The organism is Paenarthrobacter sp. Y-19 (assembly GCF_029223985.1).
GTDB classification, from domain to species: Bacteria; Actinomycetota; Actinomycetes; order Actinomycetales; family Micrococcaceae; genus Arthrobacter; species Arthrobacter nicotinovorans.
The window spans coordinates 1,297,937-1,314,661 of record NZ_CP119414.1 but is presented as its reverse complement, the minus strand read 5'-3'; the positions used below and the strand labels follow the sequence as shown (position 1 = coordinate 1,314,661).

General features: G+C 63.0%; 20 protein-coding genes. 5 read left to right on the top strand and 15 right to left on the bottom strand.

Annotated features, from left to right (window positions below; all coding sequences use genetic code 11):
• Positions 1-630, top strand: coding sequence for an SIMPL domain-containing protein (locus PYR64_RS06085; RefSeq protein ID WP_275778906.1), 630 nt, complete (start codon positions 1-3; stop codon positions 628-630).
• Between the two features lie 30 nt (positions 631-660).
• On the opposite strand, the gene pcp is transcribed toward PYR64_RS06085, so the two are convergent.
• Positions 661-1,302: a pyroglutamyl-peptidase I gene (gene pcp / locus PYR64_RS06080; RefSeq protein WP_275778904.1), complete on the bottom strand. Its 642-nt coding sequence runs from the start codon at positions 1,300-1,302 to the stop codon at positions 661-663.
• 90 nt (positions 1,303-1,392) lie between these two features.
• On the opposite strand from pcp, the gene PYR64_RS06075 reads away from it, so the two are divergent.
• Positions 1,393-2,487, top strand: a complete 1,095-nt coding sequence (locus PYR64_RS06075; RefSeq protein WP_275778903.1) for an Rv2578c family radical SAM protein — start codon at positions 1,393-1,395, stop codon at positions 2,485-2,487.
• Here PYR64_RS06075 and PYR64_RS06070 read toward each other — a convergent pair.
• Positions 2,484-2,936, bottom strand: a complete 453-nt coding sequence (locus PYR64_RS06070; protein WP_275778901.1) for a (deoxy)nucleoside triphosphate pyrophosphohydrolase — start codon at positions 2,934-2,936, stop codon at positions 2,484-2,486. The genes PYR64_RS06075 and PYR64_RS06070 overlap by 4 nt on opposite strands.
• A gap of 211 nt (positions 2,937-3,147) precedes the next feature.
• Here PYR64_RS06070 and PYR64_RS06065 point away from each other — a divergent pair, with 211 nt between their 5' ends.
• Entirely contained in the window at positions 3,148-4,356 is a 1,209-nt protein-coding gene (locus tag PYR64_RS06065; protein WP_018779097.1) for an MFS transporter, read from the top strand.
• Positions 4,357-4,462: 106 nt separating this feature from the next.
• On the opposite strand, the gene PYR64_RS06060 is transcribed toward PYR64_RS06065, so the two are convergent.
• From PYR64_RS06060 to infC, 5 genes are all read right to left on the bottom strand, one after another.
• A complete protein-coding gene (locus PYR64_RS06060; RefSeq protein WP_039240632.1) occupies positions 4,463-5,386 on the bottom strand; it encodes a cation diffusion facilitator family transporter in 924 nt (307 codons plus the stop codon).
• Positions 5,387-5,486: 100 nt separating this feature from the next.
• On the bottom strand, positions 5,487-6,398 hold the full coding sequence (locus PYR64_RS06055; RefSeq protein WP_018779095.1) for an RNA methyltransferase: 912 nt from the start codon (positions 6,396-6,398) through the stop codon (positions 5,487-5,489).
• Positions 6,399-6,424: 26 nt separating this feature from the next.
• Entirely contained in the window at positions 6,425-7,090 is a 666-nt protein-coding gene (gene rplT / locus PYR64_RS06050) for a 50S ribosomal protein L20 (RefSeq protein WP_018779094.1), read from the bottom strand.
• 119 nt (positions 7,091-7,209) lie between these two features.
• Positions 7,210-7,404 (bottom strand): 50S ribosomal protein L35, encoded by a 195-nt coding sequence (gene rpmI, locus PYR64_RS06045; protein ID WP_011774324.1) that lies wholly within the window; start codon positions 7,402-7,404, stop codon positions 7,210-7,212.
• Positions 7,405-7,521: 117 nt separating this feature from the next.
• A complete protein-coding gene (gene infC, locus PYR64_RS06040; protein ID WP_275779901.1) occupies positions 7,522-8,571 on the bottom strand; it encodes a translation initiation factor IF-3 in 1,050 nt (349 codons plus the stop codon).
• A 396-nt stretch (positions 8,572-8,967) separates the two neighbouring features.
• Between infC and PYR64_RS06035 the strand changes: the two genes are divergently transcribed.
• A complete protein-coding gene (locus PYR64_RS06035) occupies positions 8,968-9,363 on the top strand; it encodes a DUF1844 domain-containing protein (protein ID WP_026267346.1) in 396 nt (131 codons plus the stop codon).
• Positions 9,364-9,442: 79 nt separating this feature from the next.
• Here the strand turns inward: PYR64_RS06035 and PYR64_RS06030 are convergent, their stop codons facing one another.
• The 8 genes from PYR64_RS06030 to PYR64_RS05995 all read right to left on the bottom strand — a co-directional run bounded on the left by PYR64_RS06030 (position 9,443) and on the right by PYR64_RS05995 (position 15,624).
• A complete protein-coding gene (locus PYR64_RS06030) occupies positions 9,443-10,747 on the bottom strand; it encodes an MFS transporter (RefSeq protein WP_275778891.1) in 1,305 nt (434 codons plus the stop codon).
• A gap of 49 nt (positions 10,748-10,796) precedes the next feature.
• Positions 10,797-11,708, bottom strand: a complete 912-nt coding sequence (locus PYR64_RS06025; protein WP_275778889.1) for an SseB family protein — start codon at positions 11,706-11,708, stop codon at positions 10,797-10,799.
• Positions 11,708-12,451: a bifunctional 1-(5-phosphoribosyl)-5-((5-phosphoribosylamino)methylideneamino)imidazole-4-carboxamide isomerase/phosphoribosylanthranilate isomerase PriA gene (gene priA, locus PYR64_RS06020; RefSeq protein ID WP_039240621.1), complete on the bottom strand. Its 744-nt coding sequence runs from the start codon at positions 12,449-12,451 to the stop codon at positions 11,708-11,710. Before priA ends, PYR64_RS06025 begins: the two co-directional genes overlap by 1 nt.
• 44 nt (positions 12,452-12,495) lie before the next feature.
• A complete protein-coding gene (locus PYR64_RS06015; RefSeq protein WP_018779088.1) occupies positions 12,496-12,654 on the bottom strand; it encodes a hypothetical protein in 159 nt (52 codons plus the stop codon).
• On the bottom strand, positions 12,655-13,398 hold the full coding sequence (gene hisH, locus PYR64_RS06010) for an imidazole glycerol phosphate synthase subunit HisH (protein ID WP_275778886.1): 744 nt from the start codon (positions 13,396-13,398) through the stop codon (positions 12,655-12,657).
• Positions 13,395-14,021, bottom strand: a complete 627-nt coding sequence (hisB, locus tag PYR64_RS06005; protein ID WP_018779086.1) for an imidazoleglycerol-phosphate dehydratase HisB — start codon at positions 14,019-14,021, stop codon at positions 13,395-13,397. Before hisB ends, hisH begins: the two co-directional genes overlap by 4 nt.
• A 45-nt stretch (positions 14,022-14,066) precedes the next feature.
• Positions 14,067-15,185 (bottom strand): histidinol-phosphate transaminase, encoded by a 1,119-nt coding sequence (locus PYR64_RS06000; protein ID WP_275778883.1) that lies wholly within the window; start codon positions 15,183-15,185, stop codon positions 14,067-14,069.
• Between the two features lie 79 nt (positions 15,186-15,264).
• Complete coding sequence (locus tag PYR64_RS05995) at positions 15,265-15,624, bottom strand: LysM peptidoglycan-binding domain-containing protein (RefSeq protein WP_275778881.1); 360 nt, start codon at positions 15,622-15,624, stop codon at positions 15,265-15,267.
• A 347-nt stretch (positions 15,625-15,971) separates the two neighbouring features.
• Here PYR64_RS05995 and lexA point away from each other — a divergent pair, with 347 nt between their 5' ends.
• Positions 15,972-16,715: a transcriptional repressor LexA gene (gene lexA / locus PYR64_RS05990; protein WP_018779083.1), complete on the top strand. Its 744-nt coding sequence runs from the start codon at positions 15,972-15,974 to the stop codon at positions 16,713-16,715.
• Positions 16,716-16,725: the final 10 nt, after the last annotated feature.

The window sequence follows — 16,725 nt, the reverse complement described above, 5'->3', positions numbered from 1 at the left end:
ATGGAGCGAACCATCACCGTGACGGGTACAGGGAGCGCAACGGCTGCTCCGGACCTGGTGACGCTGACTTTGGGCGTGGAGACGCGACGGGAAACCGCGGCGAAAGCATACGACGACGCCGGCACGTCAGCGGCCGCCGTCGCGGCAAGCTTGCGAGCAGCGGGTATCGGGGACGGGGACCTGCGGACGAGCGGGCTGAACCTGCGGGCCGATGTGATGTGGGTTGAAGGTCAAGGCCAGAAGGTGTCGGCTTACGTAGCGTCCACGACACTGCACGTCGGTGTCCGGTCATATGGGGACGCACCGGCAGCAATTGCTGCAGCCGTCGCAGCCGGCGGCGATGACATCCGCATCAACGGCCTGGAGCAAGGACTGGCCGACCCCTCCCGCGCCACGGCACAAGCCCAGGAAGCCGCCTGGCAGGATGCCTTGGCCCGGGCCGAACAGTACGCGGCGCTGGCCTCCGCCCGGCTGGGATCCGTGGTGTCCATCTCCCAGCAACCGGTACACAGCGGCCCGGTTCCCATGGGTGGAATGGTCCGGGCGTCCTACGTCGCAGAGACCCTGCCGGTTGAGGCCGGTGAATCTGTCATCTCCGCCAGCGTCACGGTGGAATGGGAACTTATCTAGTGGATGGCCCTCGCTAGTGGATGGCCCTCGCTAGTGGATTGCCCCGGCGGGCAGTTTGGTATCCAACGGGGTGTTGAGCGCAGTGCGGACAACTACAGCGATCCCCTCGGCCGTCAGCTCCAGCGGCATTGATGGGGCTGCCCCTTCCGGCGTGACCTGTTCCGGAAGATAGGGAACGTGAACGAAACCGCCCCGAACGCCCGGCCGGGACGCCAGTGAATTCATCAAGCCGTAAAACACGTGGTTGCACACGTAGGTACCGGCTGTCTGGGAGATTTCACCTTTGATCCCCGCGATCTGCAGGTTCCTGAGCGCGGCCTTGATCGGCAGGCTGGAGAAGTATGCTGCAGGTCCTCCGGGGATCACTTCTTCATCAATGGGGCGCTGGCCCTTGTTGTCCGGGATCCGGGCATCATCGCAGTTGATGGCGACGCGTTCCAGCGATACCCGGTCCCGGCCACCGGCCAAGCCCGCGCAGACCACCACCTCCGGAGTGAGACGCGAAATGGCCTGGTGGAGGACCTCCAGCGACTCTCCGAAAACGCAGGGCAATTCGATGACCTCCACGGCGAACCCCTCTGCCTGGAGGCTCTCCCTGGCGAGCTGGACGGCAAGCCAGGAGGGATTGACCGTATCCCGGCCGAACGGTTCGAAACCCGTGAGCAGAATCATGGGCCTACCTTAGCAACGAGGGGCCCGGCCGTGAGATACGAATATTCGGAGGCCTTGACATTGATTCGAACATACATTCGAATGGAGTTCATGAGATGGGACGCACAAGCACTTTCACCGACGCGTGAACCGGCACCGGATGCGGATGGCAGCATCGTTCCACGCCCTGCCCCGGCGATGGATGCCTTGCTGCCCTTGGCCGGGCTTGTGCGTTCCGTCTCTACACCCGAATTCTCCGGGGTCACCTTTCATGAGGTCACCGCAAAGTCAGTGCTCAACAAGGTGCCCACCGGTTCGAACATGCCGTTCGAATGGACGGTCAACCCCTACCGCGGGTGCAGCCATGCCTGTGTCTATTGCTTCGCACGCAAAAGCCACACGTATCTGGAATTCGATGCGGGCCGGGACTTCGACTCCCAGGTTGTCGTCAAGATCAATGCTGCCGAGGTGCTCCGCAAAGAACTCGCCAAGCCGTCCTGGGGACACCATCAGGTTGCCCTGGGCACCAACACGGACCCGTATCAGAGGGCGGAGGGCCGCTACGCCCTGATGCCCGGGATCATCCGGGCCCTTGCGGATTCGGGCACGCCGTTCTCCATCTTGACCAAAGGCACACTCTTGGCGCGGGACATCCCCTTGCTCAAGCACGCTGCCACCCAGGTTCCCGTGGATCTGGGCATTTCCCTGGCCATGACCAACGAGGACCTCGCCGCACTCATCGAGCCCGGCACCCCCTCCCCCAAGGCCCGCTTGAAACTTATTGCCCGGCTCCGCGACGCCGGCTTGGGATGCGGTGTCATGGCGATGCCCATCCTGCCGTGGCTAACGGATTCCGACGAAGCCTTGGACTCCCTGTTCGCCGGACTGGCCCAGGCCGGCGCCACAGGAGTATCGGCAGGAGCCCTCTACCTCAAACCCGGCACACGCGAGTGGTACATGGACTGGCTTGCCGCCCAGCACCCCGGATTAGTGGGCAAGTACCGGCGCGTCTATGGCAACGGCTGGTACGCCTCCAAGGAGTATCGCGCTTGGTTGGCCGGCAGAATCAGTCACTTCAAGGCGAAATACGGTTTCACGGGAAGCTCCGGATTCAGCCACCGGAACGCCCGGTACGCAACCGCCTCTGCTGACGTCCAAACGGCGGGCGTTGCTGTCCCTCTTCCGGGGCAACAACCTCTGTTCTAGACCGGCCGGACGCCTTCGGCGGGCATCGAGACCCGTTGCAGGAGCGCACGGACAATCGGAAGATCCGCAGGTATCCACGCCAGGCCGAGCGCTTCGTCAGGGTTGGCAAGCGAAACCCACTGAAGCTCGTCATGGTCTTCAAGTGGTAGCGGATCCCCAGCGGTCACTTCGGCAAACCACACTCGCATGGACGCCCGTTCGTTGAGGGTCCACCCGTCCGGCTTGCCCGATTCCAGCTCCCGGCCAAGCTTGACCTGGATCCCCAACTCTTCAGTGAGTTCGCGGTGGAGGGCCGCTTCCGGGGCTTCACCGGATTCAACCTTGCCACCCGGGAACTCCCACATGCCGGCAAATTGAGGCGGGGCGGTGCGACGGGCAACCAGCAAACGGCCGGGGGCCTCCAAAGAGTCGACGACGGCGGCACCCACGACGTTTATCAATGCAGTCACCGCAACAGTCTAGGGCCCGACCGTACAAGAGGCCGCACGGTTCAGAGGCCGCACGATTCAGAGGCCGCACGATTCAGGAGCCGGCAGGTCCACGGACCGCGCACATGGGCGTAGTCACATAAGTAAAGCCCTACCCCGGCGGCGAACTAGACTTGTTATCGGATTTTCTTCCATTCTTCCCAGCTCGCAAGACGCCCCCAGAAGCAGGTCTATGTCTATCACCACGTCCCAGCCCGTCGTCGCCAAAAAATCCCGACGCCACCTTGGCCTGGCCATCCTGGCTCTGGCCATGGGCGGATTTGCCATCGGAACCACCGAGTTCGCCATGATGGGCCTGCTGAAGGAAGTCGAAGAGGGACTCGGCATCAGCACCCCCGAAGCGGGAAACCTCATCTCGGCGTATGCACTGGGTGTCGTGATCGGCGCACCCGTCTTTGCCGCCTTGGGGGCCAAACTACCCAGGAAGAACCTGGCCCTGGGCCTCATGCTGTTCCTGGCACTGGCGAATCTCACGTCTTTCATCGCCCCCGATTACGGCTTGATGCTGTTGTCGCGGTTTGCCTCCGGGCTCCCCCACGGGGCCTTCTTCGGGGTGGCGGCTGTCATCGCAGCCGGCCTCGTTGCACCAACCAAACGCGGCTGGGCCATTTCAATGGTGATGGCCGGACTCACGGTCTCCAATGTCATTGGTGTTCCGCTGGCCACCTGGGTGGGACAAACCTTCGGGTGGCGGCTCCTGTTTGTCATAGTGGGCGCCATCGGCCTGCTTACTGTTGCCATGGTGTGGAAGTTCGTCCCCTTCGAAGCCGCGCATCCGGATGCCAGCATCCGTCGGGAACTTGGGGCGCTCAAACGGCTCCAAGTATGGCTGGCGTTGCTCATCGGGATCATCGGCTTCGGAGGATTCTTCGCCGTTTACACCTACATCGCCCACACGATGACGTCTGTGGCCGGCATCCCGGAGAACCTCATTCCGGCCGTTGTTGCCCTCTATGGGCTCGGCATGGTGGTTGGCAACATCATCGGTGGGCGGCTGGCGGACAAGTCCGTCATGGGCACCATTTATTGGGTCATGCCGGGGATTGCCGCCGCCTTGGTGGTCTACGCGATTGCCGCCCATTGGGCGTGGTCCGCGTTCGTCATGGCTTTCGTCGTCGGCGGCATCGGTTCCATGCTGACTCCTGCTTTGCAGACCAGGCTTCTCGACGCAGCACCGGGGGCGGCCTCGCTGGCATCCTCGCTGAACCACTCAGCCCTGAACATTGCCAACGCCTTGGGCGCTTTCCTCGGCGGCACAGTCATCGCGTGGGGTTGGGGCTACGTAGCCCCGGCCCTGGTGGGCGCAGTCCTGGCCATCCTCGGACTGGTCGTAGCCGTCATCAGCGGTGCACTCGAACGCAGGAAAGCGCTGGCTGCCTGACCCAAGGGAAGAATGGCTGGTTGGAAACGATCTGTCCCAAAAAAGAATGGCTCCGCAAATGCGGAGCCATTCTTTTTAGTCGCCTCTACGGGACTGACGGCCGGGACTAAGCCTGGGCCTGGACCCGTTCGATGTCGGGTTCAAGGTAAATGACCCGGGCGATGGGAACCGCGGCACGGATCCGCTGCTCGGCGTCGTCAATTCCCTGGGCGATCTGCTCGCCCGTCTCGGACGCTCCCATGGAAATCTTGGCGGCGACCAGCAGTTCTTCAGGTCCGAGGTGCATGGTCTTGAGGTGGATGATGCGGGTCCCGTCAGCCTGCAGGGCGTCGGCAATACGCTGGACGTCCTCCTTGGTGGCAGACTCGCCCAGCAGCAGGGACTTGGTTTCCATCGCCAGGACCACGGCAATTGCGACCAGGAGCAGGCCGATCATCGCGGTTCCGAGGGCATCCCAGACGCCATTACCGGTGACCAGCGTCATGCTGACACCAAAGAGCGCGAAGACCAGGCCAAGCAGGGCACCGAAGTCTTCCAAGAGAATGACCGGCAACTCGGGCTGCTTGGCATTGCGGACAAACTTGACCCAGCTCTGCTTGCCGCGGATGTGGTTCGATTCGATGATCGCCGTGCGGAAGGAGAAGCTTTCGGCAATGATCGCTCCCACCAGCACCGCCAAGGGAACCCACCAGAAGCCGCCTTCGATGCCGTGCGGGTGCTGGAACTTCTCCCAGGCCTCGTAAAGGGCAAACAGGCCACCGACGCTGAACAGGACAATGGACACGATGAAGGCGTAGATGTAGCGTTCGCGGCCATAGCCGAACGGATGTTCCGGACTGGCGGCGCGTTTGGACCGCTTCCCGCCCACCAGCAGCAGGATCTGGTTGCCGGAGTCGGCAACTGAGTGGATTGCCTCGGCGAGCATGGACGATGACGCTGTCAGGAAAAATGCAATGAACTTCAGAACAGCAATCGTTAGATTTGCGGCGAGAGCCGCAACAATCGCTTTGGTACCGCCACCAGCAGCCACGAAAGCTTCACCTCTTCGGGTTTGGGAAAGAATGGAAAGGGCCAAGAAGAGTCGTCATCGTCTGATCTTGCAAGCAATACCGTACCCGGCGGCGCGTTGTTTACGCATTCCCCACTCGGGCGCCCTGCTGCGAACGTGCGCTGGCGTAAAGACACACAGTGGCGGCGGTACCCAGGTTCAGGCTCTCGGCCGCCCCGTACACGGGCACGGCAACACGGTGATCGGCCAGTGCAAGTTCGTCCTCCGACAAGCCTTGGGCTTCGTTGCCGAAGAGCCACGCTGTAGGCGACTCCAGGGCATAGTCCGAGGCCACGGAACCGTTGCCGAGCCTCCGTGCAGCGTTCTCATCCTGGAGCTTGTCCAGATTGAGGGTTCCATAGCCATCAGCGGCCAGGATGCCTATTCCCCGCTCCCGGCACCGCGCAACCAGTTCCTCGACGTCCGCCCCCAGAACCACCGGGAGGTGGAACAGGGAGCCTGCGGTGGACCGCACCGCTTTGGGGTTATAGATGTCTACGCTGGAGCCGGTGAGAACCACGGCGTCTGCTCCAGCGGCATCGGCGGCGCGGAGCACGGTTCCGGCGTTGCCGGGGTCACGCACCTGGCACATGACAGCAAGAAGCTGCGGACCGGCGTCGAGCACCGAGTCCAGGCTGACGTCCACGAAACTGCAGACCGCTACGATCCCTTGCGGGTTAACGGTGTCAGCCATGGCGGCTAGTACTTCATCGCTCGCCAGCCGCAGCAGCGTCCCCCGCGCCAGGTCGGCAAGCTCGGGGAGGCGATCAAGGCACGCTTCGCTGGCGAAAACTTCATGTACGACGGCGGATCCGCCCGCCGTTGTCCGGTCGCGGTGCAGGGTCAATGCCTCGCGCACCGCCTGCGGCCCCTCAGCAAGGAACCGCCCGCGCTTTAAACGCGCCGGGCGCCCGGCAAGCTTTGCGACATCCCTCACCCGATCTGCTCGGGGGTTGGTCATCGGAAAGTCTTGCGGGCGCCCGGTTTCGTTCATATAAAGAACTTTAGTGGCAGTTGCGACTAGTTCTTGATCTGCTGGCGGGCTTCGCCGCCGGCCGGCTCGAAACCGGCTGCCTTCGCAGCTTCAACGGTGGAGAACCAGTATTCAGCAGCGGTGGTGTTGTACCAGGTGGAACCCGGAACGTGGTACTTCTTGGATTCGGCGTTGCCCTTGATGGCGTAGCCTTCCGGAGCCTCGTCACCGTCGGCGGCAACTGCGCCATCGATGGCCGGCTTCTCGGAAACGACGGCCTTTACGGCAGGAGCCGTAGCGACAGCCGGAGCAACCTTGGCCTTCGGAGCAGCCTTGGCAGCCGGAGCAGAGGTGTCAGCCGGCAGGGCAGCCTTGGCAACGTTCACCAGAGCGGCGAAAGCGTTGGCGTCGGAAACAGCCAGCTCGGCGAGCATGCGGCGGTCAACCTCGACCTCAGCGGCCTTGAGGCCCTGGATCAGACGGTTGTAGGTGAGGCCGTTGGCGCGGGATGCAGCGTTGATGCGCTGGATCCAGAGGCGACGGAAGTCGCCCTTCTTCTTACGGCGGTCACCGTAGCTGTACACAAACGAGTGCAGCAGCTGCTCTTTGGCCTTGCGGTACAGGCGCGAACGCTGACCGCGGTAACCCTTGGCGCGTTCGAGGACAACCCGGCGCTTCTTGTGGGCGTTTACCGCCCGCTTCACACGTGCCACGTGCGTACTCCTTCAGAAATCTTTATCCCAAGCTGCTACTGCCGGAAACCCGGCCGGCCTGAGAAGGCTTTTGGTGTAGTCGGTCCCTGCCGGATGGCAGTAACCAAAGAACTTGGAACTTAGACGCCGAGCATCTTCTTGATGACCTTGGCATCGCCCTTGAAGACGAGCTTGTCGCCGGCGAGGCGACGGGTCAGCCTGGAGGACTTGTGCTCCAGGTAGTGACGGCGGTTGGCCTGCTGACGCTTCAGCTTGCCGGTACCGGTCAGCTTGAAGCGCTTCTTAGCACCGCTGTGGGTCTTCATCTTCGGCATGGGAACCGATCTCCTTACGTATCCACGGACAAGTCCGCGATTCTATCGCGCAGCCGGCCACCAGGGCCGACGTGCTGGTTGCTTGCCGGTGGAGGCCAGGGCCTCCGCGGCGTTGAACTAATTGGTCTTACGTGTTGCTGGCTTCGGCGTGGCTTTGGGGGCCGCGGGCCGGGCAGCCGGCTTGGGAGCTGCCGGCTTGGCGACAGGCTTCGGGGCCGAAGGAACCGCTGGCTTGGGCGCCGCAGCCGGAACAGCAGGCTTCGGAGCTGCCTCCACCGGAGCTGCCTTGGGAGCCGGAGCCGCCTTAGGTGCCGGAGCCGCCTTGGGAGCCGGAGCTTCCTTAGGTGCCGGAGCCGCCTTGGGAGCCGGAGCTTCCTCAGCAACGGGTGCTTCCTCTGCTGCTTCAGGTGCCTCTTCGGCAACCGGAGCTTCAGCTGCAGCTTCCTCGACAACCGGTGCTTCTTCAGCTGCGGGCGCCTCGGTTGCTGCGGTAGCTTCCTGCGTGCTTTCCTCTTCGGAAACCTTGAAGCCTTCGGGCAGAAGATCGGCGAGGCTCTGCGTCAGCGGCGCCTGCTCCCCCGTGGTGTCAACGCGTCCTGCGGCCTTGGCCTCATTCTGGGCCTTGGCTTCTGCACGCTGGCTTGCACGACGGGCTTCAGCCTTCGCTTCGGCCTTGTTCTTCAGCGGTCCGATCACCATGACCATATTGCGGCCATCGATGCGCGGGCTGGACTCGATGACGCCAACCTCGGCTACATCCTCCGCGAAACGCTGAAGCAAGCGGATGCCCATTTCAGGCCGCTGCTGCTCACGACCACGGAACTGGATCATGGCCTTGACCTTGTCACCGGCTCCGAGGAAGCGCAGAGCGTGCCCGCGCTTGGTTTCGTAGTCGTGCTTGTCGATCTTGAGGCGGAAGCGGATTTCCTTCAGAACCGTATTGGTTTGGTTCTTGCGGGCTTCGCGGGCCTTGACGGCGGCTTCGTACTTGTACTTGCCGAAGTCCATCAACTTGCAAACAGGAGGCTTAGCCTGCGGCGCAACTTCAACGAGATCGAGATCGGATTCGGCAGCAAGACGCAGTGCGTCCTCGATGCGGACAATTCCTACCTGTTCGCCGGCAGGGCCGACCAGCCGCACCTCGGGGACGCGGATACGCTCATTGATTCTTGGCTCGCTAATGTTAAAGCTCCTGTGGTTGTGGTGGTGTCACCGGCAAATAGAGAAGGCCCCCAATTGCTGGCGCAATCGAAGGCCTCGAAGATCGGATCCACTTCCCCTATGGAAAGCGCGCACTTCCGGGATCAACCCTGAAATGTCCGACCAGGTACCCGGCAACCTCTTGTCCCATCAAGGGGATCCTGTCCCCGAAGGGAAACGGCTGACGCGGGTGGGAGAGAACTCCGCTTGCAAACTGAAAGTCAATTCTACAGAAACAACCCGCCAAGCGCACATTGCGAACGGCGGGACGTTGACTGCGATGGTTCACTGTCGATGCCCACAGTACTGTAGATGTCCACGGTGAATATCGACTTCCAGTCGGTCTGTGACAAGCTTACCAGTATGAGCACTGAAGACAGCAATTCCCGCAATTCCTTCGGCGGAGACGCCCCCGCGGCCGACGCCGGAGTCTCCCAGCAGATCCGTGACATCGCAGAGGTCCCGGCAGTGGAAGTCATCACCACCGGCGCCGTGCACCTCATGAGTGCGGCAGCGGTCAAGGTTGGGCTTGCCGACGACCCCAACGCCGAGGATCTCAAAGACCTGGACGAAGCCCGCAAGCTGATCACCGCACTCGCCGGCTTGGTCTCCGCAGCCGCACCCGAAATCGGCTCCCAGCACGCAGGGCCGTTGCGCGACGGCCTGCGCTCCCTGCAACTCGCGTTCCGCGAGGCATCCATCATTCCGGATGCCCCCGGCAAGGGCCCGGGCGAAAAGTTCACCGGACCGGTGAACTGACGCCAACTGCCTGAATAATCATCGACGGCGGGCCGACCATTAGTGGTCGACCCGCCGTCGTCGTCTGGTGCCGGTTGACTCAGACCCGGGCAGCCCGTCGACGGATGGACATGAGCACCAGGCCGGTGGCGCACAGCACGACGCCGGCGATACCAACAGCAGCGAAGCCGCCCGACGGACCCACGGTGTCGATGAAGACCCCTGCCAGGGGCGCCCCCAGAGCAACACCGGCGGTCAGCGCAGAGCCGTACCAGCCCATTGCTTCGCCCCGGCGATCCTCCTCCACAAGGTCCGCAACCTTCTCGGAGGAAGCAGACAGCACCGGTGCGCACAACAAGCCCGGCAGGAGTGAGAGGAACGCCAGGGTCCAGGTGTCCTGGGCAAATCCCATCGGAATGGTCAGTGCGGCCATGCCCAGCAGAAGGAGCATGGGTGAGATGGACCGCTTCATCGAACCGTAGATGAGACCGCCGACTACCGACGCGGCGCACCAGAAGAAGAAGACAATACCGATCTCGTTTTGGTGGCCGCCACGTTCCAGCAGCCCCACGATGCTGACATCCGAGCCGCTGAGCACCATGCCCGAACCAGCGGCTACTGCGAAGAGCGCAGCAACAGAAACGGTGAACCAGGTGAAATTCCTGGCCACTCGGCTCCGGAGCCCGGCCGTGCGCGAGGTTGCAGACGCCATCTCCGAGGCCGCTTCCTGGACATGCGCAGGAGCCGAAGCCACCATGGCCGCCTCCGCTGCCGCAAGATCGGCCGACTCCCGATCGGCGGATTCCTCCGGTGTGCAGGCTGCTTCGCTTCTGGTGGGCGGGTTGAACCACATCAGGAAAAGTCCAGCCACAGATACCGAGACACCAACGGCGGTCAGGCCAAGAGCCGAGTAGCCGCTGGTCGCCACCACAGCTCCGACGGCCGGACCGATCATGAAAACAAGCTCGGTGGCTATGGAATCCAAGGCAAAGGCCGAACGCCGCTGCTCACCGTCCACCATGACGCCCAACGATTGGCGGACGACACTGAAGATCGGAAGGGTGAAGAGGCCTCCGATGAACACCAGAGGTAGCAGCCATTGGTACGACACGTGCGGGACGATCGACCAGATGACGGTTTCGGAGACAACTGACGGGATCAGAGCTTTACGCAGCCCCACCATGTCAACCCTGCGGCCACGCCACGGCGCGCCCAGGGCAATGCCGATGGTCATGACCGCCGCCGCAGCACCCGCAGCGGCATATCCCTGGCCAAGCGTCAGGACAATGTGCAAGGTAAGTAGCACTCCCGCGGCCGAATGCGGGATACGCGCAACCATCCCGACAACCAGCAGCCGCCGGACAGGGCGTATGGACAGCATCTCTTTGTAGAGAGCGAAGTTCACTGGCTCAATCCTCATTTCCCCGGGCAGTCCCGGGGAACCGGACCTGCCATTAGTGCGGCGCGCGCTCCTGTGCTGCACGCTGCAGTTTTACTTCCATGGAATCAACACCCTCGGCAAAGGAATCCATCCGTGCCCACGCATCGTTCAGTTGCGCGACAAGCGCCTGCACGGCCCCGGCGTCCAAACCGTCCTCGAGGAAAAGCACCACACGCAGTTCCGGGCCCGGACCGCCTCCGAGGACCTGGCGGCCGTCCGCCGTGAGGGACGCAACGCCACCGCCGGGGTGCGTCTCAAGGCGGCGGACCGCAGTGAAGGCTGAAATCGTCGAAACGAGAGCAGTCTCCAGTTGATCATCAAGGTATGACGGCGTCCAGTCCTTCTGCTGCGCGAGCGCCCACATGGCGGGTCGCCGCACGACGAAGGCGAACTGGGAGCCAGGGTCCAAAACCAGGAGTTGGGCCCCTTCCGACACCGCCGAGAGTGCTGCGCGTGCTGCGTAAACAGCGACCGGCCGCGCCTGGGGGTGCCAGGCTTCCAAGGCTGCCGCCGAGGTGAACACCGGCATTGCCGTGCGGCCGTCGGGGGCCTTCAGTGTGACCAATGCCATATCGGCTTGCTTGTCTGCATGCAGGCCGTCGACGCCTTCGGCTTCCTCGGCCAATTGGGCAACCACCGGGACAAAGACACGTGCCATGGCCAGGGAGGCCACGACCTCCGCCTCGCCACCGGTTCCGTCGATCAGCGCCGCAATAGCCGCAAGGTAACCGGCGTCTGCGGTTCCATCATCGTCTTCGAAGTTGTGGATTTTGGCGTCGTCGCCAGTGAGGCTTCTACCTGCCCAGGGTTGGCCCGCCGAGTCCGTGGCTCCCCCGGCGCCTGCCAAGGCCGCCGCGATGTGACCGGGCAGGTCGCGCTTCTCCCGCTGGTTAAGCTCCGGCTCGTGGGCTGAGTGGCGGCCCATCAGCGGCGGCCGGCCACGTCCAGGGCTTCGGGCAGGGTGAAGGCACCGGCATACAGAGCCTTGCCCACAATCGCACCCTCGACACCCAGCGGCACGAGTTCACGCAGCACGCGAAGATCTTCCAAGCTGGAGATACCGCCGGAAGCCACTACGGGCTTGCCGGTCTTCTCCACCATCTGACGCAGCAGATCCACGTTGGGGCCCTGCAGCGTTCCGTCCTTGGTAACGTCCGTGACTACGTAGCGGGCGCACCCGGCGTCCTCGAGGCGGGCCAGAACCTCCCAAAGGTCCCCGCCTTCCTTGGTCCATCCGCGTCCGGCCAGCGTAGTACCGCGGACATCAAGCCCGACGGCGATCTTGTCACCGAAGCGTTCGATCGCCCGGCGCGTCCACTCCGGGTTTTCCAGCGCTGCTGTCCCAAGGTTTACCCGGGCAACGCCCAAACCGAGGGCCCGTTCGAGTGATTCGTCATCCCGCAGGCCGCCCGAAAGCTCCACCTTGACGTCGAGCTGAGACACGACCTCGCTGATGAGAGCGGCGTTGTCGCCACGGCCAAAGGCGGCGTCGAGGTCAACCATATGGACCCATTCCGCACCGTCGTTCTGCCAGTTCAAGGCTGCCTCCAAGGGCGTCCCATAGCTGGTTTCAGATCCCGCCTCTCCTTGCAGGAGGCGCACCGCCTGGCCATCGACGATATCGACGGCCGGCAGGAGTTCCAGTACGGACTGGGAGGAGGTGGTCATGAGTGTCCTTGGAGTTGAGGGATCGCCGGCTTGGGACCAGCGGTTCAGTTACCGGGAAGTGTCAGGAGGTACGCAGCCAGCAGGGACATCCCGGCCAACACGTAGAAAGAAATGGAGACCCAGCGGGGCTTCTTTTGCTGGTGGAAGGAAATCCCACCGCCCACCAGGAGGCCGGCCAGGCCCATGAGGATCACAGACCACATCTAGGCAGCACCGTTTCCGGAAGCTTCCGGTGCGGGCTTCCGAAGGCCATCCACCCAGTTACGCAGGAGGCGGGCCCCGGCGTCGCCCGACTTCTCTGGGTGGAACTGGGTGGCGCACAGCGGGCCGTTTTCCACGGCAGCGATGAAACGTGCGCCGTGCTCGGACCACGTGACCATGGGGGGCGCCATGCGGGGCTGCACGACGTCGAAGTTCCACTCCTGCACACCGTAGGAGTGAACGAAGTAGAAACGCTCCTGCTCCACACCGGCGAACAGCTTGGAACCCTCAGGTACGTCCACTGTGTTCCATCCCATGTGCGGCACCACGGGAGCAGGAAGGAGTTCGACTTTGCCAGGCCATTCGGCCATGCCTTCGGACTCGGTACCATGCTCAACGCCGGCCTCGAAAAGAACCTGGAGACCCACGCAGATGGCCAGCACCGGACGTCCACCGGCAACCCGGCGTCCAATCATGCGGATGGCGTCTACGGCTTTGAGTTCTTTCATCACGGTCTCATAGGCGCCAACACCGGGGACAACCAGGCCGTCGGCGTTGAGGACGTCCTCAGGCTTGGCGCTGAGCACCACGTGGGCACCTGCCCGCTCAAGCGCGCGGACGGCGGACCGGACGTTGCCGGATCCATAGTCCAGAACCGTAACGGTCGGCTTGCCCTCCGGCGACTGAGGCCTAACGGATGCCGTGGCGTCAGCCACTGCGCCGTTCTTCAGGACCTGGCTACTCACAGTGCCCCCTTGGTGGAGGGAATGCCCTCGACACGCGGATCGGACTCTACGGCGGCACGCAGTGCGCGCGCGAAAGCCTTGAACTGGGCCTCCACAATGTGGTGCGGATCCCGGCCAGCAAGAACGTTCATGTGCAGGCAAATTCCGGCGTGCAACGTGATTGCCTCGAAAACATGGCGGGTCAACGAGCCGGTGAAGTGGCCACCGATCAGGTGGTACTCCTGTCCCGCAGGTTCACCACCGTGCACAAGGTACGGACGTCCGGAAACATCAACGACTGCATGGGCGAGGGCTTCGTCCAGAGGCACCGTGGCTTCGCCAAAACGACGAATACCAGCTTTGTCGCCCAAGGCCGTCCGGAGCACCTCACCGAACGTGATGGCGACGTCTTCCACCGTGTGGTGGGCATCGATGTGCGTGTCACCTGTGGCTTTGACCGTCATGTCAATCAGGGAGTGCTTGCACAGTGCGGTCAGCATGTGGTCGTAGAACGGTACCGAGGTGCTGATGTCCGAAATTCCGGAACCGTCCAGGTTGATCTCCACCAATACGGAAGATTCGCTGGTGGTGCGCTCCATGCGCGCAGTGCGGGCAGCGGACGGCGTGGCGCCGGTTTCGCTCATTGGGACGTCCTTATGCAGGGAGGGAGGTTGGGTCTATTGACAAGTTTAGGCGCGCTGTGACGCTGCGCGTTCCAGGAGTGCTTCCAGGGCATCAAGGAATGCGGTGGTTTCCGGTTCGGTCCCGGCGGTAACCCGCAAGTGACCCGGAATGCCGACATCACGTATGAGCACGCCTGCGTCGAGCAGCCCTTGCCAGATCTCGTGCGGGTTCTCGAGTCCACCGAAGAAGACGTAGTTCGAGTCCGACTCCGCGGGCTTGAGCCCCATGCGGAGAAGTTCGGTGACGATCCGATCGCGCTGGACCTTGATGTCCTCAACGTCGGCCATCAGGGCCTCGCGGTGAGTCAATGCTGCGAGGGCGGTGGCCTGCGTGATGGCAGACAAGTGGTACGGCAGGCGGACCAACCTGATGGCGTCCGTAACTTCAGGGGCCGCCGCCATGTAGCCGAGCCGGGCACCTGCCAGGGCAAATGCCTTGCTCATGGTGCGCGAAACGATCAGGCGCTCACGGCCGGGCAGGAGCGTCAACGCGCTCGGAGTGTTGTCGTGGGCGAACTCGTGGTAGGCCTCGTCCACGATCACGATGGCCTGGCTTGCTTCACCGGCTTCATACACGGCCTCCACCACATCCAGGCCCAGGCCCGTCCCTGTGGGGTTGTTCGGTGAGCACAGGAAGACGATGTTGGCTTCGGTTTCGCGCACCTGCGCAGCCGCCGACCGGGCATCCAGCCCGTAGTCATCGGCGCGGACTCCCCGGATGTATTCGGTATCCGTTCCGCTGGCCAGCAACGGGTACATGGAATACGTGGGCGGGAAGCCAAGGGCCTTGCGTCCCGGGCCGCCAAACGCCTGCAGGATCTGTTGCAGGACCTCGTTGGACCCGTTGGCGGCCCAGATGTTGTCCGCTGAAAGGCCGTGGCCAAGATACTCGGCGAGGGCCTCACGAAGATCGGTGAACTCGCGGTCAGGATAGCGGTTCAGTCCTGTGGCGGCTGCTGCCACGGCCTCAGTAATCGCCGCCTGAACATCGGCGGGGACGCCATGGGTGTTTTCGTTAACGTTGAGCAAAACGGGGACATCAAGCTGCGGTGCGCCGTAGGGGCTCAGTCCACGCAGGTTGGTCCGGAGGGGTAGTCGGTCAAGTCGCTCAAGCTGCTCACTCACTGGAACAGTTTAAGGGGCTGGCGGGACTGCGGAGTAACTATGACGTCGCGGCGCGGGATCCGGCCACCGGCTAAAAGCCTTAGTGGGCCGGGACGAACAGCTGCTGCCCCGGAAGGATGCCCCCGCCGCGGAGGTCGTTCAACTGGATGATTTCAGCAATGACATCACGCGGGTCCCGCTCAGGAGCCGCCGCGCCGGCAATGCCCCACAGGGACTGACCGGGCTGGACTGTCACAGAGACTGCAACCGGCGGCTGCAGCTCGGCCTGGGAATCGGAAGCCTTGGCAGGGGAAGTGATGAACCCGGCAAGGCTGAGCAGAACAGCCGCCAGCAGCATGGCCGGGATGAAGAAGAACACCACCCGGCCACGGCGGGTCAGGCGCAGGCGGGCGGGGGCCTGCGTGGTGCGGAATTCAGCGAACGAAGTTATTGCGGACATGAGCTGAGCCCTTCTGAGCTATTGCCTTGCTCCGGAGCTTCCGGAGCAAGGCTGCCAATTCTTTGTGTGCTCCTCCCGACTGCGGCCGGTATTCGAACAGTTCGTTCGAACATCCAGTTTCAGCGCGAGGTTTCTAGAACACATGTTCGAACCTTGCTATGACATTTTTAGCACTTATCAACGAACGGTGTCGAGACTCGCTAGAACAAATGTTTGATAAACGCCTGTGCCTGCCCTACGTTTGAGTGAAGGAACAGCACTGTTTCAGTGGAACAGGAGGGTCTGACATTTTTTCAGTCCCTGCATCCCCGGTTCGTTTCGGGGCGGAACGAAAGGCATTGGCGAACATGGCAGCGAAAGCCACAGGCGGCGGGGTACCCCTGCGGAGCCAACAGCCTCCCAAGACTCCCAAGAGCCTGACCGTGCGCCAGAAAAAGATCCTGGAAACCATCCAGCGGTCAGTCAACGACAACGGCTATCCGCCCAGCATGCGCGAAATCGGGGACACCGTTGGACTGGCCAGCCTTTCCAGCGTTACCCACCAGTTGTCCCAGCTGGAAAAACTCGGCTACCTTCGCCGGGACCCCAAGCGTCCCCGCGCAATGGAAGTACTGATGCCCTTGACCCTGGACGGCGGCCCCATCCCGGGCGTGGAGGCACCGGCAACGCTTCGGAGCACCGGCGGCCTGGCTGTGACAGAACTCACCAGCGCAAGCGACACCGCCATGGTTCCGCTGGTTGGCCGCATCGCGGCAGGCGGACCCATCCTGGCCGACCAGACAGTTGAGGACGTGCTCCCCCTGCCCCGGCAACTGGTGGGACACGGTGAGCTCTTCATGTTGAAAGTCGCTGGCGACTCCATGATTGATGCCGCGATCTGCGACGGCGACTGGGTCGTTGTCCGCCGCCAGAACGACGCCATCAACGGCGACATCGTGGCCGCTTTGCTGGACGACGAAGCCACTGTAAAGACGTTCCGACAGCGCGATGGCCATACCTGGCTGCTGCCCCAAAACACCCAGTACGAACCCATTCTCGGCGACCAGGCAACCATCATGGGCAAGGTCGTTTCGGTACTGAGGTCCCTCTAGCTTTTTCCGA